This is a genomic window from Saccharopolyspora sp. NPDC047091 (assembly GCF_040643635.1).
Taxonomy (GTDB): domain Bacteria; phylum Actinomycetota; class Actinomycetes; order Mycobacteriales; family Pseudonocardiaceae; genus Saccharopolyspora_C.
In genome coordinates, this window is sequence record NZ_JBEYUS010000031.1 from 15,301 (window position 1) to 37,543 (window position 22,243).

A 22,243-nucleotide genomic window follows, 5' to 3' on the forward strand; every position below is an offset into this window, starting at 1 on the left:
TCGGGTTGGTCCACGTTGGTGGGTCACCAGGTGAACGGCCTGCTGGTCCGTCCGGATCGGGCCGGGGCCGCTCATCCGGAAATCTTGTCCACAGTGGACGCCGTGAGGTAGGAGTCCAGGTAGCGGTCCAGGAGGTCGTCGAGGTAGCCGGGACCGAAGTCGTGCTCGGCGAAGGCGGGGACCAGGCGGTGCAGCTTCGCCAGGTCCACCCGGGTCAGCTGCGGGGGGCGGGACAGCGTCCGCACCTCGGGGTCCGCGCCCAGCCGCCGCCGCAGCGCGGCCACCACCGCGGGCACCGCGATCGGCACCCCGGAGGCCACGTTCACCACCTCGTCGCGCACGCCGGCCGCGCACAGCGCATCGAGCACCGGCGGCACGTGCCGCACGTCCAGCAGGTCGCGGTGCGCCTCGGGATGCACCGTCACCACCCCGTCCAGCACGCCGCGCACCAGCGACGGCAGCAGCTGCCGCGGCTGCTGGCCGTCCCCGACCAGGTGCGTCAGCCGCAGCACCAGGTATCGGGCGCCGGAGAGCTCGCAGACCCGCTCCAGCGCCAGCTTGTGCCTGCCGTAGGCGTTCAGCGGGAACACCGGCCCGTCCTCGCGCCCCGGCGTCCCGTCCGAGCCGTAGATCGCCGCCGAGGACGTGGACAGGAACACCGCGGTCCGCCCGTCCGCCCGGCAGCGCCGCAGCACCTCGCCGACCAGCGCCGCCTCCCGGTCGAATTCGGCGGTGTCCGCGGCCGCGGTGGTGGACACCCCGGCGGCGATCACCACCACCTCCGGGTGCGCCGCGCCGAGCCGCGCGGTGAAGTGCCGGGCGAGGAAACCGGAACCGACGACCTCCATCAGGCGGGCACCCGCACCGCGCCCGCCCGCACCTGCTCCACGAGCCGCGCGGTCTCCTCCGCCGCGTCCAGCCACGCCGGTTCGTCCGGCGCGCGGTCCAGCACGGTGCGGGCGAACGCGGCGAGGGAGTCCCGGAACTGGTGCGCCGCGGCGAGCACGAGCTCCTCGGCGTGGTCCTGCTCGTCGATGCGCAGCAGCGGCCGGTGCTCGGCGGGCGGGGTGAACGCGCGGTCCAGGCCCAGCGCCCCCGTCGCGCCCCACAGCCCGTAGCGGGACCGGTAGCCGTGCTGGAAGCCGAACTCCAGGTCGGCGAACGTGCCGTCCCGCGCCACCAGCAGCGCGTGCCCGGCGAGGTCCACGCCGCGCCGCTCGTCGACGCGCAGCACCGCCCCGGACAGCGCCAGCCCCGGCCCGAGCAGCAGCTGCGCTGCCCGGATCGGGTAGACGCCCACGTCGAGCAGCGCGCCGCCGCCGAGCGCCGCGTCGTAGCGGATGTCGGAGTCCGGCAGCGGCGGGATGCCGAAGGTCGCGGTGAACGTGCGCAGCGCCCCGATCCGCCCGTCCGCGACCAGGTCGGCGACGGTCCGGTGCTGCGGGTGGTGCAGGAACGCGAAGTTCTCCCGCAGCACCAGGTTCCGCTCCCGGGCCAGCGCGGTCAGCTCGCGGGTGCGGTCGGCGCGGTCGGTGAGCGGTTTCTCGCACAGCACGTGCTTCCCGGCGCGCAGCGCCCGCAGCGCCCACTCGTGGTGCAGCGCGGTCGGCAGCGACAGGTAGACGGCGTCGACGTCGGGGTCGTCCAGCAGCGCCGCGTAGCCGGTGGTGGCGGTGCCGCCGAAGCGGTCCGCGAACTCGGCGGCCTTCGCCGCGTCCCTGCTGGCGATCGCGGTGATCTCCAGCTCCGGGATCTCGGCGACGGCGGGCAGCGCGCGGCGCCGCGCGATCGCCGAGCAGCCCAGCACGCCGAGCCGCACCCGCCGGCTCACCGCAGGCCCCGCAGGCAGGCGATGAGGCTGCGGGCCTGCACGTTCACGTAGTGGCTGTGCTCCAGCAGCCCGGTCAGCTGGTGCAGCGCCAGCCACCGGAAGTCCGGGAGGTCCGAGTCCGGGAAGTCCGCGTCCACCTCGATGATCTGGTACCGGTTGCGGGCCTGGTAGAACCGGCCGCCCTCCTCGGACAGCTCGGTGTCGAACAGCACCTGCTCGGGCCGCCTGCCCAGCACCACGTCCAAGTGCGGCGGCCGGTAGTCGACGCCGAGCCCCGCGTAGTTCTCAGGGGTGCACTGCACGGTCGGCGCCAGTTCGACCACGTCCAGGTAGCCGGGTTCGACGCGCGCGTTCAGCAGCGCGTGCAGCACCCCGTCGACCCGCTTCACCAGCAGCGCCACCACTCCGGTGCCGTGCGGGTGCAGCAGCGGCTGGGTCCAGCCGCCGACCTCGCGGCTGTTGCTGCGCACGTCCACGGCCAGCACGGTGAAGAAGGTGCCGAGCTCGTGGCGTATCTCGGCGTCGGTGCGCCGCCAGTCGCGCACCGCGTGCAGCGGGATCAGCGAGGTCTTGACCTGGTGCTCGGACTGGCGGGAGGTGATCCAGCTGCGCACCTCGGCGGTGGTGTGCAGGGTGCCCGCGCGCGGGTCCCCGGACCGGGCCAGCGCGCCCGCGAGCTCCGAACCGTCCACTTCGGACCCTTCGAAGCCGCCGGGGAGGCAGGACAGCACGGTGCGGGCGTCCATGTTCACCAGGTTGTCCACCGCCAGCAGCCGGTGCAGCTGGCCGATCGTCACCCAGCGGAAGTCCTCGTGCTCGGCGACCGGCTCGTGCACCTCCACCAGCATGTTCCGGTTGCGCTTGCGGAAGAACCAGGAGCCCTGCTCGGACTGCAGCACGTCGCTGAGCACCTGCTGCTCGGCGGCGTCGCGGAAGTGCTCCAGGTACGGCACCGAGCCGCCCTCGTGCACCCGCGTGTAGTTGCTGCGGGTCGCCTGCACCGTCGGGGACAGCTGCACCCCGTTGACGTTGCCCGGTTCGGTCTTCGCCTGCATCAGGCAGTGCAGCACGCCGTCGATCTCGCGCAGCAGGATGCCGAGGATGCCGATCTCCGGCTGGTTGATGATCGGCTGCGTCCAGGAGCGCACCGGGCCGTGGTCGCTGGACACGCGCAGGCCCTGCACGCTGAAGAACTTGCCGCTGGCGTGCCCGAGGTCGCCGGTGGCGTCGTCGAAGCGCCACTTGTCCAGCGCCGCGAACGGAATCCGCCGCACGTCGTGCAGCTGCGCCGCGCCGCGTTCGCGCACCCAGGCGAGCAGTTCCTCGGTGGAGTGCAGCGCGTCCTGCTCGGCGTGCGCCGAGCGCGCCAACCGGTGCGGCAGCGTCGTGTCCGGCTTGCGCAGCAAGCCCGTTCCGGCGGAGGGCGCCATCGGGATCTCCTCACGGCGGTGATTGCCGGCGATCCGCAGGCGCGGCAGGCCGGTTCGCGACCATTCCTACCGGGCGAAGAGTAGGAGAAACCCCAACCCGGGCCCGCCCGATCGGATGATTGCGCGCGGAACTCGGCGGGTAGCCGGGGGCTGATCGCGATTTCCGAAAGCAAGGAGGCGCAGCACGATGACGACGGCACGGCAGATCATGACGGCGGGCGCCGAGTGCGTGAACACCGACCAGACCGCGGCGGACGCGGCGCGCAAGATGACCGACCTCGGCGTCGGCGCGCTGCCCATCTGCGGCCCGGACGAGAAGATCAAGGGCGTGATCACCGACCGCGACCTGGTCGTCAAGGTCGTCGGCAAGGGCCGGGACGCCGGGACGTTCCCCGCCGGGGACCTGAACCAGGCGGAGGCGATCACCGCGGGCGCCGACGACTCCGCGGAAGAGGTGCTGGCGACGATGAAGGACCACCAGGTGCGCCGGGTACCGGTGATCGACGGGCAGCGGCTCGTCGGCATGGTGTCCCTGGGCGACGTCGCGAAGGCGCTGCCCCACCACGAGGTAGGAGACCTGGTGGACACCCTGTCCACCTGACGGAGTGCGCCGAACCCGCGCGGCGGTTCCGGTAGTCGTCCCATCAGCGGCTAATCGTCCTGTCAGCGGCGAAGCCGCTGAGCAGACGACCACCCGAGCAACTCGCACCGCAGCGGGTTCTCAGCTGCTTCCTCGCGAGGACAGCGTTTTCTCCTGTGGCGGAGCCACCGGTGAAAACGATCCCGCAGCGAGGGAGCAGCTGAGGTTCCGCCACCCCAGCACCACGCGGCAGGAGCAGAGCAAGAATCAGCTCTTCGGGGTGAGTTCGCCCATCTTGGACCAGCCGTCGCCCGGGACCTCGACGTTGATGATGTCCGGGGTCGCCGAGATCGCCTCGGACATGCGCTCCAGCGCGGCCTGGAAGTGCGCGGACTGCACGTGCTCGACGCCGGCCTCCTGCGAGGCGAAGCCTTCGGTGAGCACGAACTGGTTCGGGTCGTCGACGCTGCGGGCCCAGTCGAAGAACAGGTTGCCGGGCTCGTTCCGGGTCGCCCTGGTGAACTCGTCCACCAGCGAGAGCCACTGGTCGGCGAGGTCGGGCCGGACGTGGAACTTGACGACGATGAAGATCACTGGCTCGGCTCCCTGCGAGATCGACGACGCGCGGCGCCCGCGCGCCGCCCCGCACACCCTGCCGCACCGTCCGAACCGGCCCAACCCCCGTTGTCACATGCTGATAACCCGCCGCGCACCCCAGCCGAACACCCATCGACCTCGCCGGAGCCCCCACCGACCAGGAGAGCCGCCCAAGGTGAGTGGCCCACCGGCCCAACAGGGTTGGTCGGGTGGGCCATTCATCTGGTGGGTCGGTCGGGGTGAGTGGCCCACCGGCCCAGCGGGGTTGGTCGGGTGGGCCATTCACCTGGCGAGTGGATTCAGGTGAGTGGGCCACCGGTGCGGGGGGTCGGGTGGGTGGGCCGTTCACCTGGTGGGGGTCAGGTGGTGTGGTGGACCTCCTGGAGGCCGTAGACGGGAGTGGGGACCCCTTCGAAGCGGGCCTTGAGCTGCAACGCCAGGTACAGCGAGTAGTGCCGGGACTGGTGCAGGTTCCCGCCGTGGAACCACAGCGCCTCCTGCTGCGTGGGCTTCCACATGTTGCGCAGCTCGCCCTCCCACGGCCCGGGGTCCTTGGTGGTGTCGGAGCCGACGCCCCACACCTTGCCGACCTTGTCCGCGACCTCCTGGCTGATCAGGTCCGCCGCCCACCCGTTCATCGAGCCGTACCCGGTGGCGTAGACGACGAGGTCCGCGGGCAGCGCGGTGCCGTCGGCGAGCAGCACCGCGTCCTCGGTGAGCTCGGCGACCTGTCCGTGCGCGAGCGCCACCCGCCCGTCCGCGACGAGGTCCGCCGCCCCGACGTCGATGTAGTAGCCGGACCCGCGCCGCAGGTACTTCATGAACAGCCCCGAGTCGTCGTCGCCGAAGTCGTGCCGGAACCCGGCGGCGGCCAGCCGCGCGTAGAAGTCGGCGTCGCGCTCCCGCATCGCCTCGCACGCGGGCCGCTGGAACCGGTCCATGATCCGGTAGGGCTGGGAGGCGAACACCAGGTCCGCCTGCTGGGTGGTGATGCCCGCCTCGACGGCTTCCTCGGAGTACAGCGGGGCGAGCGAGAGCTCCATCAGCGAGTCGGACTTGGCGATGTGCGTGGAGGAGCGCTGCACCATCGTCACGTCGGCGCCGACCTCCCACAGCGCCCCGCAGATGTCGAACGCCGAGTTGTTGGATCCGATCACCACGGCCCGCTTCCCGCGGTACGCGTCCGGTCCGGGGTGCCGCGAGCTGTGGTGCTGCTCGCCGCGGAACCGGTCCTGCCCGGGGAGTTCGGGCACGTTCGGCTTCCCCGCCATGCCGGTGGCGAGCACGAGCTGCCGCGGCCGCAGTTCGACCTGCTCGCCGTCGCGGTCCACCAGCACCGTCCACTCGCCGGTGCGCTCGTCGTAGGAGGCGGAGCGGCAGGTCGACGAAGACCAGTAGTTGATCTCCATGACCTTGGTGTACATCTCCAGCCAGTCCGCGATCTTGTCCTTGGGTGCGAACACCGGCCAGTTCCGCGGGAAGTCCAGGTACGGCAGGTGGTCGTACCAGACGGGGTCGTGCAGGCACAGCGACTTGTACCGGCCGCGCCACTGGTCGCCGGGCCGGGCGTGCGCGTCGAGCACCACGTGCGGCACCCCGAGCTGGCGCAGCCGGGCGCCGAGCGCGATGCCGCCCTGGCCGCCGCCGACGACCACCACGTACGGCTGGCGGGTGCGGCCGAGCTCCGCCGCTTCGGCGTCGCGGGATTCGCGCCAGGTGGTGCGGTCCGGGTCGGCGCCGTGCTCGGCGCCCTTCGGGCGGCGGTGCCCGCTCGGTTCCTCGTGGCCCTTGAGCTCGTGCAGCGTGGTCAGCAGCGTCCAGGCGCCCTCGTCGACGAGCCGCAGGTGCCCGCGTCCGCGACCGGCCGTGGTCTCGAAGCCGAGCCACGCCTCGACGACGCCGTCGGTTTCGGTGGGTTCCGCGGTGAGGTGGAAGTCGTGGGCGCCGGTGTCGGCGGCGGTGGCGCGGACCAGGTCGGCGACGCCGTCCCGGTCCTCGACGGTCTTGAGGTTCCAGGTGAACGCGACCAGGTCGCGCCAGAACGAGGTGGTGGCGAACAGCGCGGCCGCCCGGTCCGGGTCGCGGGCGGTGAGGGCCGCTTCGAATTCGGCGAGCCAGGCCTCGGCGCGGGTGCGGGCCGCGGACTTCGCGGCGGGTGGCCGCGTCTCCCAGCCCTGCCGCGCCGCCGGGTCTCCCTGGGACGTCTGGTTCGCTTCGCGCGTCTGGTCATCTCCGAGCGTCTGGGACATGGACGAGCCTCCCGGAACACCGCGCGCCGTCGCCTGTGACGGCGCGTCCGGCACCCAGCGAACCCGACCGGCGCCGCACCGGGGAAGCGGTGCACCGCGTGATTCCCCCGGATGCGGGATCAGTCGCCGATCGCCTTCCCGCGCTCCGGCGGCGGCCCGACGACCACGAGGTCCAGGTCGGTGGCGGCCAGCTCCGCCGGGTCCACCGCCAGGGAGGCGGGGCCGTCCGGGTGCACGTGCAGCTCGGTGGGGCGGCCGGTGAGATCGAAGAACGGTTCGAACACGTCGGAGGTGAGGATGCCGAGCATCCGGGTGTGGTGCGCTTCGAACGCGAACGTGTGGACGGTGCCCGCCGGGGCGTGCACGAAGTCCCCTTCGGTCAGCAGCACCTCCCGCCCGTTCACGTACAACCGGATCCGGCCGGACACGCACAGGAAGTTCTCGGTGTGCAGCCGGTGGAAGTGCCGGATGAAGTACTCGGAGCGCCCGCCGAGGGTGTCGACGGCGAAGTAGCGGCCGCCGGTGTTCGCGCCGCGTGCCAGGAACGTGTTCAGCGCGTCCCCGGTCTCCCGCCGATCACCCTCCCCGCGCCGCAGGAAGTAGGGCAGCGCGCCGCCGGGCAGCGCCGCGTCCCACTCGTCGCCGGCGTCCGCGCGCGCCGCGTCCGGGAAGGTGATGCCCAGCGGTGCGCCCGCCTCGGCCCGCTGCCGCGCCGAGGTGGTGACCTCGGTGCGCCCGGAGTGCACGTGCCGCCGCGCCGGGGTGCCGAGCCGTTCGACGAGCGCCAGCGAACCACCCGGTGCCGCCCAGGTGAGCAGCCGGGTCACGTGCGCCAGCATCCGGAAGGCCACCGGTGTCCCCGGCGGCACGTGCAGGGAGTCGCCGCGGGTGAGAACGCGGCTGCGGTCGCCGAGCCACACCTGCACGCTGCCGTCGAACACGTGGAACGAGCGCTGCTCGGCGGCGTGCGCGTGCCACGGCACTTCCGCGCCGCGTCCGCCGCTGACGAAGGCGGCGTCGAACAGGCCGCCGGTGTCGGCGGCGCGGGCGATCACGGTCCACAGCACGCCGTCGATCTCGTAGCGCCGTCCCTCGCCGCTGGCGAGGTAGTACGGCACCGGTTCGCCGGGCAGCCGGTCGACGACGGGCGCGAGGTCGTGGATCGCTTCGACGTCGTGGGGCATGGTCCTCCTCGGGTTCCGGAACGCGGAACGGTGGCCCGGAGTCCGCGGGCCTGCGCGCTCACCGGCCGCCAGTGTCCCGACGTCCGGGCGCGGTGCCGGGCTGAGGCGGAACAGATCGGTGCCAGATGTTCCACCGCGCAGGTCGGCGAGGCGCGGCGGACCCGCCCACCGCGCCCGGTGGGACGATGGGCCGGTGCAGGACGTCGTTCGCGGACCGGGCCGGGTGGAGGTTGCACTGCGGGGTGCGCTGGTCGAGCTCGGTGCCGCGTCCGACGTCGGCGCGATCACCGTCTCCGCGCTGGTGCGGCGCGCCCGGGTCGGGCGCACCACGTTCTACCGGCACCACGCGGACATCGGCTCCTACCTGGAGTCGCTGCGCACGCGGGTGCTCGACGAGCTGTGCGCCGCTTTCCGCGCGGCGCAACGGGAAGCGGGCCGGGACGCCGGGCTGTACCCGGTGCTCACGTCGCGGATCGGGGCGGTCCTCGCGGTCGTCGAGGAGCACGCGGAGCTGCTGCCGCTGCTGTGCCGCGGGCCGGAGGGCGCCGGGTTCCGGCCGCGCTGCCGCCGGCTGCTGAGCGGCCTGCTCGCCGAGGACTTCGCGGTGCTGGGGGCGCGCATCGACGCGGCATACTGCCCGCCGGACTACCTGCTGGCGTTCCTGTCCCACGCGTTCGTCGGGACGGTCGAGACCTGGGCGGCGAACCCCCGGCGGGAACCGGTGGAGGACATGACGTTCTACCTGGCGGCGCTGATGAGCGGCAGCACCGCCGAGTTCCTGGAACCGCGGGTGCCGCCGCGCCGCTGACGCGCCTGCCGGGGGGTCAGGTGCGCCGGGCGCCGGTGATGGTGGTCATGGCGGCTTCCGCGGACTTCCGGCAGACCACGGCCACGTCGTAGCCCTGCAGGGACAGCACGCCGTCGAGGTAGAAGGTGGCGTAGCCGTGCGCCTGGGTGAGCAGCTGCTCCATCAGCAGCAGCGCCTGCTGCGCGGACGGGGCGGACGCGAAGCACAGCACCAGGTATTCGTCGATGAGTTCGCGGGCCGCCCGGCGCAGCTCCGGGAACCGGTCCCCGTTCAGCGGTTCCGCGAACACCACGTGCAGGCCCGCCCGGTGCCGGATCGAGTGGCCGGTGTAGGTGGCGGCCGCTTCGGCGAGCCGCCGGTCGGGGTCGTCGTGCTCGGCGATCGCGGCGGTGACCTCGGCGCGCAGTTCGCGGGCCACGGTGATCGCGACCTCGGCCTGCAGCGCGGCGCGGTCCGGGAAGTGCCGGTAGGGCGCGGCCGAGCTCACGCCGCAGCGGCGGGCGACTTCGGCGACGGAGTAGTCGCCGCGTTCCGCGAGCAGCTCGCGAGCGGCGCGGACCAGCGCGGTCCGGAGCTCGCCGTGGTGGTAGGCGCGGGGCATAAGGCAGCTCACAACGGTATCGGTTGCGTGCGATGTAAGTGGTCTCTTACTTTAGGGGAACACATGCGCATCCGGCAATGCGGATGATCACCGAACACAGGAACAGGAGGCCGCAGTGGCTCCCACACCCGCCATGGCCGCACCGAGCGCCGGTGCACCCCTGGAACGCACCGTGATCGACCGTCGCGACCTGCGCCCGGACGACGTCCTGATCGACATCGCCTACGCGGGCATCTGCCACAGCGACCTGCACCAGGCCGCCGAGGAGTGGGGCGACGCGATCTTCCCGATGGTCCCGGGTCACGAGATCGCGGGCACCGTCGCCGCCGTCGGCTCCGCCGTCACCGCGCACCAGGTCGGCGACCGCGTCGGCGTCGGCTGCATGGTCGACTCCTGCGGCGAGTGCGACCCCTGCCGGGCCGGCACCGAGCAGTTCTGCGTGCGCGGCAACGTGCAGACCTACAACGGCGTCGGCTTCGACGGCGAGAACACCTACGGCGGCTACAGCAAGCAGGTCGTCGTCCGCGACGCGTTCGTGTGCCGCATCCCCGACGGGATCGGGCTCGACGTCGCCGCCCCGCTGCTGTGCGCCGGCATCACCACCTACTCCCCGCTGAACCAGTGGCACGCGGGCCCCGGCAAGAAGGTCGCCGTCGTCGGCCTCGGCGGGCTCGGGCACATGGGCGTCAAGATCGCGGCCGCGATGGGCGCCGAGGTGACCGTGCTCAGCCAGAGCCTGAAGAAGAAGGAGGACGGGCTGCGCCTCGGCGCGTCCGACTACCACGCCACCTCGGACGAGGCGACCTTCGACGTCCTCAAGGGACGGTTCGACCTCATCCTCAACACCGTCTCCGCCGAGATCCCGGTCGACTCCTACCTGTCGCTGCTGCGGCCGGGCGGCGCGATGGTGAACGTGGGCGCGCCCGGGACCCCGCTGTCCTACAACGCCTTCTCGCTGATCGCCGGGAACAAGTCGCTGGCCGGATCGATGATCGGCGGCATCCCGGAGACGCAGGAGATGCTGGAGTTCTGCGCCGAGCACGGCATCGGCGCCGAGATCGAGGTCATCGCCGCGGACCAGGTCAACGAGGCCTACGAGCGGGTTCGGGCCAGCGACGTCCGCTACCGCTTCGTCATCGACACGGCGACGTTCTGATCGGGGCTCTCCGGGCTCCTGTTGCGTAGCAATGGGGTGGCGGAACCTCAGCTGCCTTCTCGCTGCGGGATCTTTTTCCCGAGTGGCTCCGCCACGAGGGAAAAGCTGTCCTCGCGAGAAGGCAGCTGAGAACCCGCGGGTGGTCCGGTTGATCAGGTGGTCGCCGCTCAGCGGCTTCGCCGCTGACAGGAAACGGACACGATCTGCCGGGCAGGTTCGCTCCGCGCGCACGGCCCCCGCTCCCGCTGCCGGGAGTGGGGGCCGCGTCACGTTGAGTGATCCCCCGGACGTGGGCCGTGTTCGGCGGGCGCTAAGTTGATCACCGTCCGAAATGGAGTCAGTCCGGCGGGAGAACCACCATGAGCGTGCGCGAGCGCGTCGAGAACGTCGTCGAAGCGCCCCGGTTCCACGCGTTCATCATCGGCGTGATCGTGGTCAACGCGATCACCCTCGGCCTGGAGACGGTGCCGCACCTGCTGGACCGCTACGGCACCCCGCTGCACGCGATCGACCGCACCGCGATGGCCGTGTTCGTCGTCGAGCTCCTCGCCCGGCTGTACGTGCACCGCGGCCGGTTCTTCCGCGACCCGTGGAACTGCTTCGACCTGGTGATCGTCGGGGTGGCGCTGGCGCCGGCCACCGGACCGTTCGACGTGCTGCGGGCGTTGCGCGTGCTGCGGGCGCTGCGGCTGATCTCGGTGGTGCCGACGATGCGCCGCGTGGTGTCCGCGCTGCTGGCGGCGCTGCCCGGCATGGCCTCCATCGCGGCGCTGCTCGCGCTGATCCTCTACGTGTCCTCGGTGCTGGCCACCACGCTGTACCGCGACGTGGCGCCCGAGTACTTCGGCGACCTGGGCAATTCGCTGTTCACCCTGTTCCAGGTGATGACCGGGGAGGCCTGGTCCGACGTGGCCCGCGAAGTGATGGCCGAGCGCCCCATCGCGTGGATCTTCTTCGTCGCCTACATCGCGGTCACCACGTTCACCGTGCTCAACCTGTTCATCGCCGTCGCCGTCAGCGCGATGGAGACCCAGGTGGGTCAGGAGGACCGGGAACGCGCCGCGGACGAGAGCGCCACGATGGCGGCGCTGCTGGCGGAAGTCCAGGCGCTGCGCGGAGAAATCAGCGAACTCCGCGAACTCCGCGAACTCCGCGACGAGACCGCGCGGGTCTGACGCCCGGGTGGGCGACCCGCCGGGACGGGCCGCCCACCTCGACGATCAGAGCGTGCTGGCGAGGCGGTTCGCGAGCAGCGAGGTGAACTTCGCCGGATCGCGGAGCTCACCGCCCTCGGCGAGCAGCGCCATGCCGTAGAGCAGCTGCGCCGTCTCCGCCAGGTCGGCCCGCTCGCCGTCCGCGGCGTGCGCGGACCGCAGCCCGGTCACCAGCGGGTGCGACGGGTTGATCTCCAGGATGCGCTTGACCCGCGGCACCTGCTGGCCCATCGCCCGGTACATCTTCTCCAGCGTCGGCGTCATGTCGTGGTTGTCGCCGACGATGCACGCGGGGGAGCTGCTGAGCCGGGAGGACAGCCGCACCTCCTTGATGTCCTCGGACAGCGCCTCGCCCATCCAGGACAGGACTCCGGCGAACTCCTCCTGCTGCTGGGAGTCCTCCTCGGACTTCTCGTCGAGGTCGACCTCGCCCTTGGTGATGGACTGGAAGCGCTTGCCGTCGAACTCCGGCACCGACTCGACCCACATCTCGTCGATCGGGTCGCTCAGCAGCAGCACCTCGACGCCCTTGTCCCGGAACGCCTCGATGTGCGGCGAGTTCTCGATCTTGGTGCGGGAGCCGCCGGTGATGTAGTAGATGACCTCCTGGTCCTCCGGCATCCGCTCCACGTACTGGCGCAGCGTCGTCTTGTCGCTCTCGTGGTGCGTCGACTCGAACGAGGAGATGTCCAGCACCAGCTCCGCGTTGTCCGGGTCGCCGACGATGCCCTCCTTCACGGCCTGCCCGAAGTTGTCCCAGAACGTGGCGTAGCGCTCGGCGTCGTTCGCCTGGATCTCCTGCACCGTGCTGAGGATCTTCTTCACCAGGCGGCGGCGCACCATCTGGATGCGGCGGTCCTGCTGCAGGATCTCGCGGGACACGTTCAGCGACAGGTCCTGCGCGTCCACGACGCCCTTGACGAACCGCAGGTACTCCGGCATCAGCTCTTCGCAGTCGTCCATGATGAACACGCGCTTGACGTAGAGCTGGGTGCCGCGCTTCTGGTCCCGGGAGAACAGGTCGAACGGCGCGGTCGACGGGATGAACAGCAGCGCCTGGTACTCGAAGGTGCCCTCGGCCCGCAGATGGATCGTCTCCAGCGGGTCGTTCCAGTCGTGGCTGATGTGCTTGTAGAACTCGTTGTACTCGGCCTGCTCGACCTCGCCCTTCGGGCGGGCCCACAGCGCCTTCATCGAGTTGACGGTCTCCACCTCGGTGGTGGATTCCCCTTCGGCGCCGGGCTTGTCCACCTCCATCCGGATCGGCCACGCGATGAAGTCGGAGTGCTTCTTGATGATCTGCGTGAGGGTCCGGGTGTCGGCGTAGTCCAGCAGCCGGTCCTCCTGGTCCTCCGCCTTGAGGTGCAGCGTGACCGCGGTGCCCTGCGGGGCCTCGTCGACGGTCTCGATGGTGTAGGTGCCCTCACCGCTGGACTCCCAGCGGGTCGCCGCGTCCTCGCCGGCCTTGCGGGTCAGCAGGGTGACCTTGTCGGCGACCATGAAGCTGGAGTAGAAGCCGAGGCCGAACTGGCCGATCAGCTCCTGCGCGGCGGCGCCGTCGGAGGTGTCCTTGAGCTCCTGCAGCAGTTCCGCGGTGCCCGACTTCGCGATGGTGCCGATCAGGTCGCGCACCTCGTCCTTGGACATCCCGATGCCGTTGTCGCGGATCGTCAGGGTCCGCTGCTCGCGGTCCGGCTCCACCGAGATGTGCAGGTCCTCGGTGTCGACCTGGAGGTCCTTGTCCTGGTACGAGGCCAACCGCAGCTTGTCCAGCGCGTCGGAGGCGTTGGAGATGAGCTCCCGCAGGAACGTGTCCTTGTTCGAGTAGATGGCGTGCACCATCAGCTGCAGCAGTTTTTGCGCCTCGGCCTGGAATTCGGCCGTTTCCACCTGCGTGCTCACGTGAGTTCCTTCCTGGCCGCATGTCGCGTCCGGCCGTCGAATCCGGGGATCTGGGTCCGGCCTGCGCGGCCGGGTTCGCTGGCCGTGAGGTTACCGGGCCGGTGATCGCGCCGTGCACGTGTTCGCCCTCGTCCCGGCAGGTGCGGGGCGGTCCGGCATGCTGTTGGCCATGTCCGATCCGGAGAACCCGCAGCGGCGCGCGTTGCGCTCCGACGCCCAGCGCAACCACCGGCGGATCCTGGCCGCCGCGCGCGCGGAGCTCGCGGAGCGCGGCCCGGCGATCCGGCTGGAGGACGTGGCCCGGCGTGCCGAGGTGGGGCTCGCCACGCTGTACCGCCGGTTCGCGGGCCGGCGGGAGCTGGTGGCGGCCGTGTTCGACCAGTACTTCACCGAGGAGGTCGAGCCGCTGCTCGCCGAGGCCGCCGCCGAACCCGACGCGTGGCTCGGCCTGCGCCGCGGCCTGGAGGAGAGCCTTGAAACGGTGGTGCGCAACGGAGCGCTGCTGAACGCGGTGCACGAAACCGGCGTGACGATGTCCGACGTGCTGCCGAGGTTCCTGGCGACGATGGGGGAGGTGCTGCGGCGTGCCCAGCGCGACGGGCGGGTGCGCGCGGAACTGGGGGAGCGCGACCTCACCGCCGTGGTGGTGATGGTGCTGGCGACCGCGACGACCGGGGTGGCGGAGCGCGCCACCGGCGAATCGTGCGGCTGGCGGCGCTACCTGGCACTGCTGCTCGACGGCAGCCGGGCGGGGGGAGCGGAACTGCCGTGCCCGCCGGGCGAAGCCTCGACGGCTTCGGAGTGCTGAGTTTCTGCTGCTTCGGTCGCGCGGTGGTGGAGTGGCGGAACCTCGGCTGTTCCCTCGCTGCGGGATGCCAGCGGCCGCGCCGCTGACGACCTAGGTGAGTGGCCCGCTCGACCAACCCCGCTGGGCGGGTGGGCCACTCACCTGAATCGGCATGTTGGGTGAGTGGGTCGCTTGACCATTCCTGTTGGGCGGGTGGGCCACTCACCTTCGGCTCGGTGGGTGGCCGGTCGGGTCGGGGTGAGCTCTCAGGAAGTTCACAGCCGGATTAAGTGAGAGTCGACTCTCGGTTAGGTAGCGTGGGTCGGGTTCCCCTTCCGACACCAGGAGCGCCCATGTCCTCTGCGACGGACAGCCCGGCCACCACTCCCGCCCTGCCCCTGCACATGCGGCGCAACGGGTTCGACCCGGTTCCCGACCTCGCCGCGGCCCGCGAGAACGACGGCGTCACCCAGGTCGCCACCCCGTTCGGCGCCCGCGCCTGGCTGGTCACCCGGCACGCGGACGTCCGCGCGCTGCTCGGCGACACGGAGACCTTCAGCAACGGCTGGCAGCGGCCGAACAGCGACTTGTCCCCGGAGGAGGCGGCGGAGCTGCGCCGCGGCAACCTGCTGGGCTACGACCCGCCGGAGCACACCCGGCTGCGCAAGATGCTCACCCCCGAGTTCACGGTGCGCCGGATGCGGCGGCTCGAACCGCGCATCGTGGAGATCGTCGACCAGCACCTGGACGCGATGCGCCGGGCCGGTGCTCCGCGCGACCTGGTGACCGACTTCGCGCTGCCGGTGCCCTCGCTGGTGATCTGCGAGCTGCTGGGCGTGCCCTACGCCGACCGCGACGAGTTCCAGACCCGCACCGGCACGATCCTGGACACCTCGCTGCCCGAGGACGTGCGGCGGCAGGCCAGCCTCGCGCAGCGGGCGTACATGCGCGAACTCGTCGAACGCGCGCAGGCCGATCCGGGCGAGGACATGCTCGGCATGCTGGTGCGCGAGCACGGCCACGAGCTGGAGACCCCGGACCTGACCGGCATCGCGAGCCTGCTGCTGCTCGCCGGGCACGAGACGACCTCCAACATGCTGGGCCTCGGCACCCTCGCGCTGCTGCGCCACCCCGACCAGCTGGCGCTGGTGCGCGACGACCCGGAGCGGGTGGCGCCCGCGGTGGAGGAGCTGATGCGCTGGCTGAGCATCGTGCACTCCGGCACGCCGCGGGTGACCACCACCGAGGTGGAGATCGCCGGCCAGGTGATCCCCGCCGGGGAGATGGTCGTGTTCGCGCTGCCCGCGGCGAACCGGGATCCGGAACTGGTCGACGATCCCGACGCGCTCGACATCACCCGCAAACCGACGAACCACATCGGCTTCGGCCACGGCATCCACCACTGCCTCGGCGCGCCGCTGGCCCGGATGGAGATGCGCATCGCGTTCCCCGCGCTGCTGCGGGCGTTCCCGGAGCTGCGCACCGCCATCCCCGACGACGAGATCGAGTTCCGCTCGTACCACTTCGTCTACGGCCTGAAGTCGCTGCCCGTCGCCTGGTGATCCCGCGGCCCGGCCCGTCCGACTCGATACCTCGGGACGGACGGGCTGTTCGCCTTACCCGGGTTTCGCCGACCAGCGTGCGCCGGTGGCGCAGCGCAGCGCTGGAAAGATCCGCCTACGTCGCCGAAGGCGCGCCTTGACGTAGATAGAGAAATCCTCGCCTGCCGGAGCAAGCGAGGATTCACAAGGAAGCGTCTTATTCTGCGTGAGGTAAGCGTCCCGCTTTAACTGCACCGATGAGCGAGACCACGGTGTCGTGACTCAGAGACAGGGCCGGGCCGTGCGGGTCCTTGCTGTCACGGATGGCGTGCCAGGTGTGGTCTTGAGCGCCGAGTTCGACGCAGTTGTTCGCGCCGCCGCTGCTGCGGCTGCTCTTGTGCCAGGTGGCGCTGCGTTCGTCCTTGAGCGTCGTCACGTCGCTTCCTCACTCGGCAGTTCACGGATCGCCCTATCGAGCGTCTCCAGTGTCTCACGCTGACCGAGTGCAGCGATCCGCAGTCGCTCGGCGACCAGCTCGTACACCTGCACGTGTTGGTCGCCGTCCAGGCAATCCGCCCGTGTGAGGTCTTCGAGGTAGGCGTAGGTGAAGGCGACGCCCTCCAGGTTCAGGCGAAGTAGCGTGAACGAGGTGCCCAGCGCGGCGTGCTCGCCGGATTTGAACGGCAGCACTTGGAGAGTCACGTGAGGCAGCGTGGCGATGGTGCGCAGGTGAAGCAGTTGCTCGCGGAGCACTGCCGGGCCGCCGATCTCACGTCTGAGGGCGGCTTCTCCGAGGATGATATTCAGCTGGGGTGGTTCGGGTCTGGTGACGAGGTGCTGTCTCCGCAGTCGCGCCTTGACCGTTTGATCGATATCGGCCGTGGCCACAACGACTGACGTCGAGACCACCGCACGGGCGTAGCTTTCGGTCTGAACCAGTCCTGGGATCAGCTCGGCATCCCAGATGGTCAGCGTGTCCGCGTCTGACTCCAAGCCGAGGTATTGCCTCGACCAGTCGGGCACCTTCCCGAAGCTCCCGCGCTTGCGTGCTTGTTGTGCAAGTGCACGGACCCGGTCCGAGTCGGCGTCCTTCACGTTGAACAACGTCAGCAGCTTGTCGACTTCGGTGACTTGCAGCGTGGCCTGACCTTGCTCGACTCGGCTGACCTTGCTTCCTGTCCAGCCTGTTCGTTTGCCGAGCTCGTCGCGCGTGACGCCTGCGGCGTCGCGGAGTTGTCGGAGTTCACGGCCGAGAAGCAGACGGCACACCGCCGGGCTCGGTGGGTTCATGGTCGTCAATCTTGCCCCCTTGGCTCAAGACGGTCCCATCACCCGAACGAATCATTTCAACTTGAATTTCAAGTTGAAATGCTTCTGCGAAGTCGGGTCAGTTCTGGTGGCGGAAGTTGTACCAGCTACGACCGAGGGGACCTACGCAGGGAGGCCACGTGTCAGATCAAGTTCAGCGGCTTGCGCAGCAGGAACTAGCTAGCGGCACGGCCGCCGAAGTCGTCGGAGGTGGTCGGTGATGTGGGTGTGGGCTGCGTCGTGGGGTCCGGTGGATACGCGGTGGCACGTGGTGACGCGTCGGGGTGGTGGTGCGTTGCCGTCGGCGTGTGGTGCGTGGGTGTACGGGCCGGTGTTCACGCGTCGGGCGGTGTGTCCGGATGGTGTGGCGGATCGCGAGGTCTGCCCGATGTGTGCGCTGCGGGTGGGTGTGGCGGTGCCGCGTCCGGTGAGCTTGTTCGCGTGGGATGAACCGGTGGTCGATCCACCTGTCGCGGATGTTGCGGGGATCGTGGCGTCGGGGGTGTTGCCGGAGCCGTGCCGGGCCGGTGCGGCCTTCGAGGACGGGGACGCGGTGGTGTGGCCGACGGCTGACCCGGATGCACCGGCCCCGGCTCCGATCTCGGCGATCTCCGTCGAAGTGCCTGCGTGGAAGCGGGGGCGGGGTCGGCATCGGTTGCGGGAGGGGCCGGGGTGCGCGGGAATTCGGCAGGCGGCGGCGTGAGTCCGCTGGAGCCGGATCCGGGGTGGCACTTCTGGCGCCCGGCGGGTGACGGAATCCGGCACGCGTTCCGGGGGAGGCGCTACAACGGTCAGGCCGAGGGCATGTCGGTGTGTGACGTGTCGGTGGCGTTGGAGCAGGAGATTTCGGAACAGGGCTGGTGCATGGCCCCGACGTGCGGAACGTGCAACGGGATTCTGATTTCGGAGCGTGCGCCGGTGGGAGGCGCGGACATCGATGACGACGAATAGCTAGTACCCCTTGAAAGTCTCCTGATCCACGCGGGGCCGCTGATCCGTGTGGAGGCAGGGGCCTCCTGTCCGCAGCGACCCGAAAGCCCCGATTCGGGGTGTGCGCGAGGGAGGAAGCCGGGGGCATTCCGCGGCCCCAGCAGGAATGCCCCCGGCATCTCGTCGGCTCGTGATCGCGAACCGTGTTCCAGGAAAGATGACCAAGCGAGGATGAGACTCGTCCTGCGGGCTCCGGTCGATCCGGTTGTAGGACCAGGTCGGCCGAAGAGATCACCGAGTGACGTTGCACTGAACCGGAAGGAGCATCATGAGCACTGAGCCTCGCGGCTGGCGCAAGTCCAGCAGGTCGGCCCAGCAGACCGATTGCGTCGAGGTCGGTCGGGTTGTGGACGGCGCCGCGGTCCGCGACACGAAGGATCGTGCGGCCGGTTTCCTGACGGCGACGGCCGGTCAGTGGTCGGCGTTCGTGGGTGCGGTCAAGTCCGGTCGCTTCGACGGCTGAACCACTTCGAGCAGGTGCCCCGGCGAAGCGAATCCGTCGGGGCCTTTTCCTTTCCGCGGAGCGCGAGTCGTCCAGCGGTGGTGCTCGTTTCGTCCGGTTGGGCGTGCGGATGCGCCGGGGAGTTCGGGATCATCGACTGATGATTCCGCCGAGCTGGAAGGAGCATCATGATCAGGCAGCCCAGCGGTTGGCGCAAGTCCAGCAGGTCGGCCCAGCAGACGAACTGCGTCGAGGTCGGCCGGTCGGCCGGTGGTGCCGCGGTTCGTGACACGAAGGACCGCCCGGCCGGTTTCTTGACGGCGACGGGCGGCCAGTGGTCGGCGTTCGTCGGTGCCGTGAAGAGCGGCCGTTTCGACGGCTGAACCGCTCGACTATCCCCCGGCGATGCGATCCGGCGGGGCTCCTCGCCGTTCGAGTCTCGTCCGACAGGTTCCGAGCTCGGCGAATCACCGAGCTGGAAGGAGCATCATGAGCACCGAGCCTCGCGGCTGGCGCAAGTCCAGCAGGTCAGCTCAGCAGACCAGTTGCGTCGAGGTCGGACGGGTCGCCGATGGCGCGGCCGTCCGTGACACCAAGGATCGAGCGGCGGGGTACTTCACCGCCACGGCCGGCCAGTGGTCGGCTTTCGTCGGTGCGGTGAAGGCCGGTCGTTTCGACGGCTGACCTGTTCCGAGACGGAGCCCCGGCGGTGCGATCCGCCGGGGCTCTTCTCCGTTCCGGGTGTCAGAACGAGCTCAGCGTCGGGTCGTAGTCGGTTTCGCCGACCGGGTACATGCTGGTCATCCAGTGGTAGAAGTTGTCGCCGCGCTCGCGCAGCAGCTCGTAGAGGCGGCGCAGCATCGCGTTGCGGATCTCGCGGACCTCGGGCTGCTCGTAGCGGTTGTGCAGCTCGTCCGGGTCGAGTTCCAGGTCGTAGAGCTCGTTGTGCGATTCGGGGTTGACCACCAGCTTGTAGCGGGCGCCGCGCAGCATCCGCTGCGGGTACGGGAAGTGGTGGCCGTGGTACTCGGCGACCAGGTCCGGCGCCCACTCCGGGTGCTCGCCGCGCACCAGCGGCAGCAGGCTGCGGCTGTCCACGGCGGGGGACGGGTCCTCCCCTGCGAGGTCCAGGATCGTGGCGGTGAAGTCGGTGAGGCTGACGAACTCGTCCCGCACCTGCGGCGGCTCCCCGGGCACCGAGACGATGCCGGGGATGCGGTAGATGTCGTCGTACATCGCCGGGCCCTTGTCGTGCAGCCGGTGCGCGCCGGTGAACTCGCCGTGGTCGGCGGTGAACATGATCGAGGTGCGGTCGGCCAGGCCGAGTTCGTCGAGCGCGCGGCGCAACCGGCCGACCTGCTCGTCGATCAGCGTCACGTAACCGCGGTAGACGGCGATGAGCTTGCGGCTCTCCTCCGGCGACATCGTGTCGAACGCCCAGTGCTCGCTGTAGTTGCGCTGCACCGGCGGCTTGCCCTCGAAGGTCTCCAGCACCGAGCGCGGCAGCTCGATCTCGTCCGGGTCGTACATGTCGTAGTAGTGGTCCGGCAGCAGGTACGGCAGGTGCGGGCCGAAGTAGTGCGTGGCCAAGAAGAACGGTGTGTCCGAAGTGGACTCATCGGCGGCGAACCGGTGCAGCATCTCGATGGTGCGGGTCGTCAGGTAGTGCTCGAAGGTCGCCTCCACCGGCTGCTGCAACCGCGCCGCGAGCAGGTTGCCGGGGTTGCCGTTCGGCGCCGTCCCGCGCACCTCGTCGCGGATCGCGTACGGCGGCAGCCCGTGCTCCGCCAGGTACGCCAGGTAGTCCGGGTGGTCCACCGGGTTGTGCCAGCCCGGCAGGTCCGGGCCCTGGAAGCCGTAGTCGGCGGCGTTGCGCCGCACCCCGCCGTGCCACTTGCCGAGCAGCCCCAGGTTGTAGCCGCGCTCGGCGAGCCGCTCGGCGAAGGTGAACTGGTCCGGCGCCAGGTCCTCCAGGTAGCCGACGTTGCGCTCGTAGTTCGCCAGCAGCTTGTGCCGGAACGGCGCGTACCCGGTGAGCAGGCTCGCGCGCGCGGGCGTGCAGATCGCGGTGGGGGTGAAGCAGTTCGCGAACCGGGTGCCGCCCGCGGCGAGCGCGTCCAGGTTCGGAGTGTGCACCGCCGACGGGTCGCCGTAGCAGCCCAGCGTGTCGATGCGGTGCTGGTCGGTCATCAGGAACAGGACGTTGCGCGGCACGGTGGAACTCCTGGTCGGGGAGGGGCGGGTCGTCGGGAGAGGGGTCTGGTCGTCGGGGAAGGGTCAGCTGCCGGATCCGGCGTCGGCGGGAGCGGCCGGTTCCGAGCCCGCGGGCAGCGGATACCGCGCCAGCAGCGGGGATTCGTGCAGGGCGAGCGCCAGCCCGCCGAGCGCGCCGCCCCACGGCGCGGTGGTGGCGCGGTCGAACTCGACGCCGCCGCGCAGCGAGCGCATCGCGCGCCGGTCGAAGGATTCCCGCAGCGGGCCGAGGAAGACCTCGCCCAGCTCGGCGAGCTCCCCGCCGAGCACCACGCGCCCCGCGTTGACCGCGGTGCACATCGCGGCCAGCGCCGTGCCCGCGTGCGCACCGGCGGCTCGCACCGCTTCGCGTTCCGCGGCCCGCGCCGCGCCCTGATCGGCGGCCCGCGCATCGCGTTCGGCGGCCCGCGCACCGTCTTCGACGGCCCGCGCAGCGCCGGGTTCGGCGACACCGCCGAGGGCGTCCCGCAGCATCGGCCAGCGCCGGTGCCCGGCGGCGCGCAGCACGGCGGGCACCGAGGCGTAGCGCTCCAGGCAGCCGCGACCGCCGCACCAGCACTCCGGTCCGGACTCGTCCACGCACAGGTGCCCGAGCTCCGCGGCCACGCCGCCCGCACCGCGGATCAGCTGGCCGCCGACGATCAGGCCACCGCCGACGCCGTGCGAGAAGTGCGCGTACAGCAGGTCCGAAGCCCCGGCGGCCGCGCCCCAGGTCGCCTCGGCGAGCGCGGTGAGCCGGGTGTTGTTGTCCACGCCCACCGGTGCCCCGAACGCGCGGGCCAGCCCGTCGGCGACCACTTCCCGCCCGCGCAGCGCACCGGGCAGTCCGCCGGCGTCGGCGAGTACCAGCTCACCCGGGCCGGTGGAACCGACGCCGATCCCGGCGAGGGCGTCCAGCGTGATGCCGTGCCGCCGCGCGGTGTCCCGGACGGCCCGCTCGGCCAGCGCGAGCCGTTCCGCAGCCGACCGCGCCGCGCCGTAGGGCAGTTCGTGCCGGGCCCGCACCTGGTGCGAGGCGTCGGCGAGCACCAGCCGGATCCGGTTGCGGCCCAACTCGATCCCCAGGTACTGGCCCGCGGCCGGGTTGAGCACCAGCCCGCTCGTGGGACGTCCGCGCCGGTTCGACGGCGGACGTTCCGTCTCCACCACGAGGCCGCGGCGCATCAGGTCGCCGAGGATCGCCGACAGCGTGGTGCGGGACAGCCCGCTGTGCTCGGCGACCTCGGCGCGGCTCAGCTCGCCGTGCCTGCGCAGGCAACCGAGGACCCGTTCGGCGTTGCTCTGGCGCAGCCGGTGCAGCGCGGTCGGTGCGGCGTCGGACATGGCGGCAGCGTATCCGCCGCCCGGCCGAATTACGACCGGAGTCGGTC

Annotated in this window: 21 protein-coding genes; 9 read left to right on the forward strand and 12 right to left on the reverse strand. The window is 71.0% G+C overall.

Annotation, left to right across the window (positions count from 1 at the left end; translation table 11 throughout):
- Positions 1–71: 71 nt before the first annotated feature.
- Genes ABZ805_RS15595 through ABZ805_RS15605 form a run of 3 tightly spaced genes read right to left on the reverse strand, consistent with a single transcriptional unit; the run spans position 72 to position 3,261 of the window.
- Positions 72–848 carry an NAD-dependent epimerase/dehydratase family protein gene (locus ABZ805_RS15595; protein ID WP_358440035.1) on the reverse strand — a complete coding sequence of 259 codons (777 nt, stop codon included), beginning with the start codon at positions 846–848 and terminating at the stop codon, positions 72–74.
- A complete protein-coding gene (locus ABZ805_RS15600) occupies positions 848–1,831 on the reverse strand; it encodes a Gfo/Idh/MocA family oxidoreductase (RefSeq protein ID WP_358440036.1) in 984 nt (327 codons plus the stop codon). The genes ABZ805_RS15595 and ABZ805_RS15600 overlap by 1 nt, the downstream gene beginning before the upstream one ends.
- Complete coding sequence (locus tag ABZ805_RS15605) at positions 1,828–3,261, reverse strand: NDP-hexose 2,3-dehydratase family protein (RefSeq protein WP_358440039.1); 1,434 nt, start codon at positions 3,259–3,261, stop codon at positions 1,828–1,830. The genes ABZ805_RS15600 and ABZ805_RS15605 overlap by 4 nt, the downstream gene beginning before the upstream one ends.
- Positions 3,262–3,448: 187 nt before the next feature.
- Here ABZ805_RS15605 and ABZ805_RS15610 point away from each other — a divergent pair, with 187 nt between their 5' ends.
- Positions 3,449–3,862 (forward strand): CBS domain-containing protein, encoded by a 414-nt coding sequence (locus ABZ805_RS15610; protein WP_358440041.1) that lies wholly within the window; start codon positions 3,449–3,451, stop codon positions 3,860–3,862.
- A 246-nt stretch (positions 3,863–4,108) separates the two neighbouring features.
- On the opposite strand, the gene ABZ805_RS15615 is transcribed toward ABZ805_RS15610, so the two are convergent.
- The 3 genes from ABZ805_RS15615 to ABZ805_RS15625 all read right to left on the reverse strand — a co-directional run bounded on the left by ABZ805_RS15615 (position 4,109) and on the right by ABZ805_RS15625 (position 7,871).
- Complete coding sequence (locus tag ABZ805_RS15615) at positions 4,109–4,435, reverse strand: putative quinol monooxygenase (RefSeq protein WP_358440045.1); 327 nt, start codon at positions 4,433–4,435, stop codon at positions 4,109–4,111.
- Positions 4,436–4,797: 362 nt separating this feature from the next.
- Positions 4,798–6,687 (reverse strand): NAD(P)/FAD-dependent oxidoreductase, encoded by a 1,890-nt coding sequence (locus ABZ805_RS15620; RefSeq protein ID WP_358440047.1) that lies wholly within the window; start codon positions 6,685–6,687, stop codon positions 4,798–4,800.
- Between the two features lie 119 nt (positions 6,688–6,806).
- Positions 6,807–7,871 carry a quercetin 2,3-dioxygenase gene (locus ABZ805_RS15625; RefSeq protein ID WP_358440050.1) on the reverse strand — a complete coding sequence of 355 codons (1,065 nt, stop codon included), beginning with the start codon at positions 7,869–7,871 and terminating at the stop codon, positions 6,807–6,809.
- 193 nt (positions 7,872–8,064) lie between these two features.
- Between ABZ805_RS15625 and ABZ805_RS15630 the strand changes: the two genes are divergently transcribed.
- On the forward strand, positions 8,065–8,679 hold the full coding sequence (locus ABZ805_RS15630) for a TetR-like C-terminal domain-containing protein (protein ID WP_358440053.1): 615 nt from the start codon (positions 8,065–8,067) through the stop codon (positions 8,677–8,679).
- A 16-nt stretch (positions 8,680–8,695) separates the two neighbouring features.
- On the opposite strand, the gene ABZ805_RS15635 is transcribed toward ABZ805_RS15630, so the two are convergent.
- Positions 8,696–9,280: a helix-turn-helix domain-containing protein gene (locus ABZ805_RS15635; protein WP_358440056.1), complete on the reverse strand. Its 585-nt coding sequence runs from the start codon at positions 9,278–9,280 to the stop codon at positions 8,696–8,698.
- Between the two features lie 133 nt (positions 9,281–9,413).
- Here ABZ805_RS15635 and ABZ805_RS15640 point away from each other — a divergent pair, with 133 nt between their 5' ends.
- Entirely contained in the window at positions 9,414–10,436 is a 1,023-nt protein-coding gene (locus ABZ805_RS15640; RefSeq protein ID WP_358440149.1) for an NAD(P)-dependent alcohol dehydrogenase, read from the forward strand.
- A 359-nt stretch (positions 10,437–10,795) separates the two neighbouring features.
- A complete protein-coding gene (locus tag ABZ805_RS15645; protein ID WP_358440059.1) occupies positions 10,796–11,611 on the forward strand; it encodes an ion transporter in 816 nt (271 codons plus the stop codon).
- A gap of 45 nt (positions 11,612–11,656) precedes the next feature.
- Here the strand turns inward: ABZ805_RS15645 and htpG are convergent, their stop codons facing one another.
- Positions 11,657–13,552 (reverse strand): molecular chaperone HtpG, encoded by a 1,896-nt coding sequence (gene htpG / locus ABZ805_RS15650; protein WP_358440061.1) that lies wholly within the window; start codon positions 13,550–13,552, stop codon positions 11,657–11,659.
- A 169-nt stretch (positions 13,553–13,721) separates the two neighbouring features.
- Between htpG and ABZ805_RS15655 the strand changes: the two genes are divergently transcribed.
- Positions 13,722–14,360, forward strand: a complete 639-nt coding sequence (locus tag ABZ805_RS15655) for a TetR/AcrR family transcriptional regulator (protein ID WP_358440064.1) — start codon at positions 13,722–13,724, stop codon at positions 14,358–14,360.
- A 332-nt stretch (positions 14,361–14,692) separates the two neighbouring features.
- Positions 14,693–15,901, forward strand: coding sequence for a cytochrome P450 (locus tag ABZ805_RS15660; RefSeq protein ID WP_358440066.1), 1,209 nt, complete (start codon positions 14,693–14,695; stop codon positions 15,899–15,901).
- Positions 15,902–16,097: 196 nt separating this feature from the next.
- Here the strand turns inward: ABZ805_RS15660 and ABZ805_RS15665 are convergent, their stop codons facing one another.
- Positions 16,098–16,316, reverse strand: a complete 219-nt coding sequence (locus tag ABZ805_RS15665; protein WP_358440068.1) for a DUF397 domain-containing protein — start codon at positions 16,314–16,316, stop codon at positions 16,098–16,100.
- Positions 16,313–17,170 carry a helix-turn-helix transcriptional regulator gene (locus ABZ805_RS15670; protein WP_358440071.1) on the reverse strand — a complete coding sequence of 286 codons (858 nt, stop codon included), beginning with the start codon at positions 17,168–17,170 and terminating at the stop codon, positions 16,313–16,315. The genes ABZ805_RS15665 and ABZ805_RS15670 overlap by 4 nt, the downstream gene beginning before the upstream one ends.
- Positions 17,171–18,446: 1,276 nt before the next feature.
- Here ABZ805_RS15670 and ABZ805_RS15675 point away from each other — a divergent pair.
- The 3 genes from ABZ805_RS15675 (at position 18,447) to ABZ805_RS15685 (ending at position 19,304) form a co-directional block, all read left to right on the forward strand.
- A complete protein-coding gene (locus ABZ805_RS15675) occupies positions 18,447–18,641 on the forward strand; it encodes a DUF397 domain-containing protein (protein WP_358440073.1) in 195 nt (64 codons plus the stop codon).
- A gap of 167 nt (positions 18,642–18,808) precedes the next feature.
- Positions 18,809–19,003 carry a DUF397 domain-containing protein gene (locus tag ABZ805_RS15680; RefSeq protein ID WP_358440075.1) on the forward strand — a complete coding sequence of 65 codons (195 nt, stop codon included), beginning with the start codon at positions 18,809–18,811 and terminating at the stop codon, positions 19,001–19,003.
- 106 nt (positions 19,004–19,109) lie between these two features.
- Positions 19,110–19,304: a DUF397 domain-containing protein gene (locus ABZ805_RS15685; RefSeq protein WP_358440077.1), complete on the forward strand. Its 195-nt coding sequence runs from the start codon at positions 19,110–19,112 to the stop codon at positions 19,302–19,304.
- A 60-nt stretch (positions 19,305–19,364) separates the two neighbouring features.
- Here ABZ805_RS15685 and ABZ805_RS15690 read toward each other — a convergent pair whose 3' ends face one another.
- A complete protein-coding gene (locus tag ABZ805_RS15690; RefSeq protein ID WP_358440080.1) occupies positions 19,365–20,834 on the reverse strand; it encodes a sulfatase-like hydrolase/transferase in 1,470 nt (489 codons plus the stop codon).
- Between the two features lie 63 nt (positions 20,835–20,897).
- A complete protein-coding gene (locus ABZ805_RS15695; RefSeq protein WP_358440082.1) occupies positions 20,898–22,196 on the reverse strand; it encodes an ROK family transcriptional regulator in 1,299 nt (432 codons plus the stop codon).
- Between the last annotated feature and the right edge of the window lie 47 nt (positions 22,197–22,243).

Bases quoted from the DNA above. Each gene is read 5' to 3' on its own strand.
- ABZ805_RS15595 (WP_358440035.1), bottom strand. From the start codon at position 848: ATGGAGGTCGTCGGTTCCGGTTTCCTCGCCCGGCACTTCACCGCGCGG.
- ABZ805_RS15605 (WP_358440039.1), bottom strand. From the start codon at position 3,261: ATGGCGCCCTCCGCCGGAACGGGCTTGCTGCGCAAGCCGGACACGACG.
- ABZ805_RS15610 (WP_358440041.1), top strand. From the start codon at position 3,449: ATGACGACGGCACGGCAGATCATGACGGCGGGCGCCGAGTGCGTGAAC.
- ABZ805_RS15620 (WP_358440047.1), bottom strand. From the start codon at position 6,687: ATGTCCCAGACGCTCGGAGATGACCAGACGCGCGAAGCGAACCAGACG.
- ABZ805_RS15625 (WP_358440050.1), bottom strand. From the start codon at position 7,871: ATGCCCCACGACGTCGAAGCGATCCACGACCTCGCGCCCGTCGTCGAC.
- ABZ805_RS15635 (WP_358440056.1), bottom strand. From the start codon at position 9,280: ATGCCCCGCGCCTACCACCACGGCGAGCTCCGGACCGCGCTGGTCCGC.
- ABZ805_RS15640 (WP_358440149.1), top strand. From the start codon at position 9,414: ATGGCCGCACCGAGCGCCGGTGCACCCCTGGAACGCACCGTGATCGAC.
- ABZ805_RS15645 (WP_358440059.1), top strand. From the start codon at position 10,796: ATGAGCGTGCGCGAGCGCGTCGAGAACGTCGTCGAAGCGCCCCGGTTC.
- ABZ805_RS15655 (WP_358440064.1), top strand. From the start codon at position 13,722: ATGTCCGATCCGGAGAACCCGCAGCGGCGCGCGTTGCGCTCCGACGCC.
- ABZ805_RS15660 (WP_358440066.1), top strand. From the start codon at position 14,693: ATGTCCTCTGCGACGGACAGCCCGGCCACCACTCCCGCCCTGCCCCTG.
- ABZ805_RS15670 (WP_358440071.1), bottom strand. From the start codon at position 17,170: ATGAACCCACCGAGCCCGGCGGTGTGCCGTCTGCTTCTCGGCCGTGAA.
- ABZ805_RS15675 (WP_358440073.1), top strand. From the start codon at position 18,447: ATGAGCACTGAGCCTCGCGGCTGGCGCAAGTCCAGCAGGTCGGCCCAG.
- ABZ805_RS15680 (WP_358440075.1), top strand. From the start codon at position 18,809: ATGATCAGGCAGCCCAGCGGTTGGCGCAAGTCCAGCAGGTCGGCCCAG.
- ABZ805_RS15685 (WP_358440077.1), top strand. From the start codon at position 19,110: ATGAGCACCGAGCCTCGCGGCTGGCGCAAGTCCAGCAGGTCAGCTCAG.
- ABZ805_RS15695 (WP_358440082.1), bottom strand. From the start codon at position 22,196: ATGTCCGACGCCGCACCGACCGCGCTGCACCGGCTGCGCCAGAGCAAC.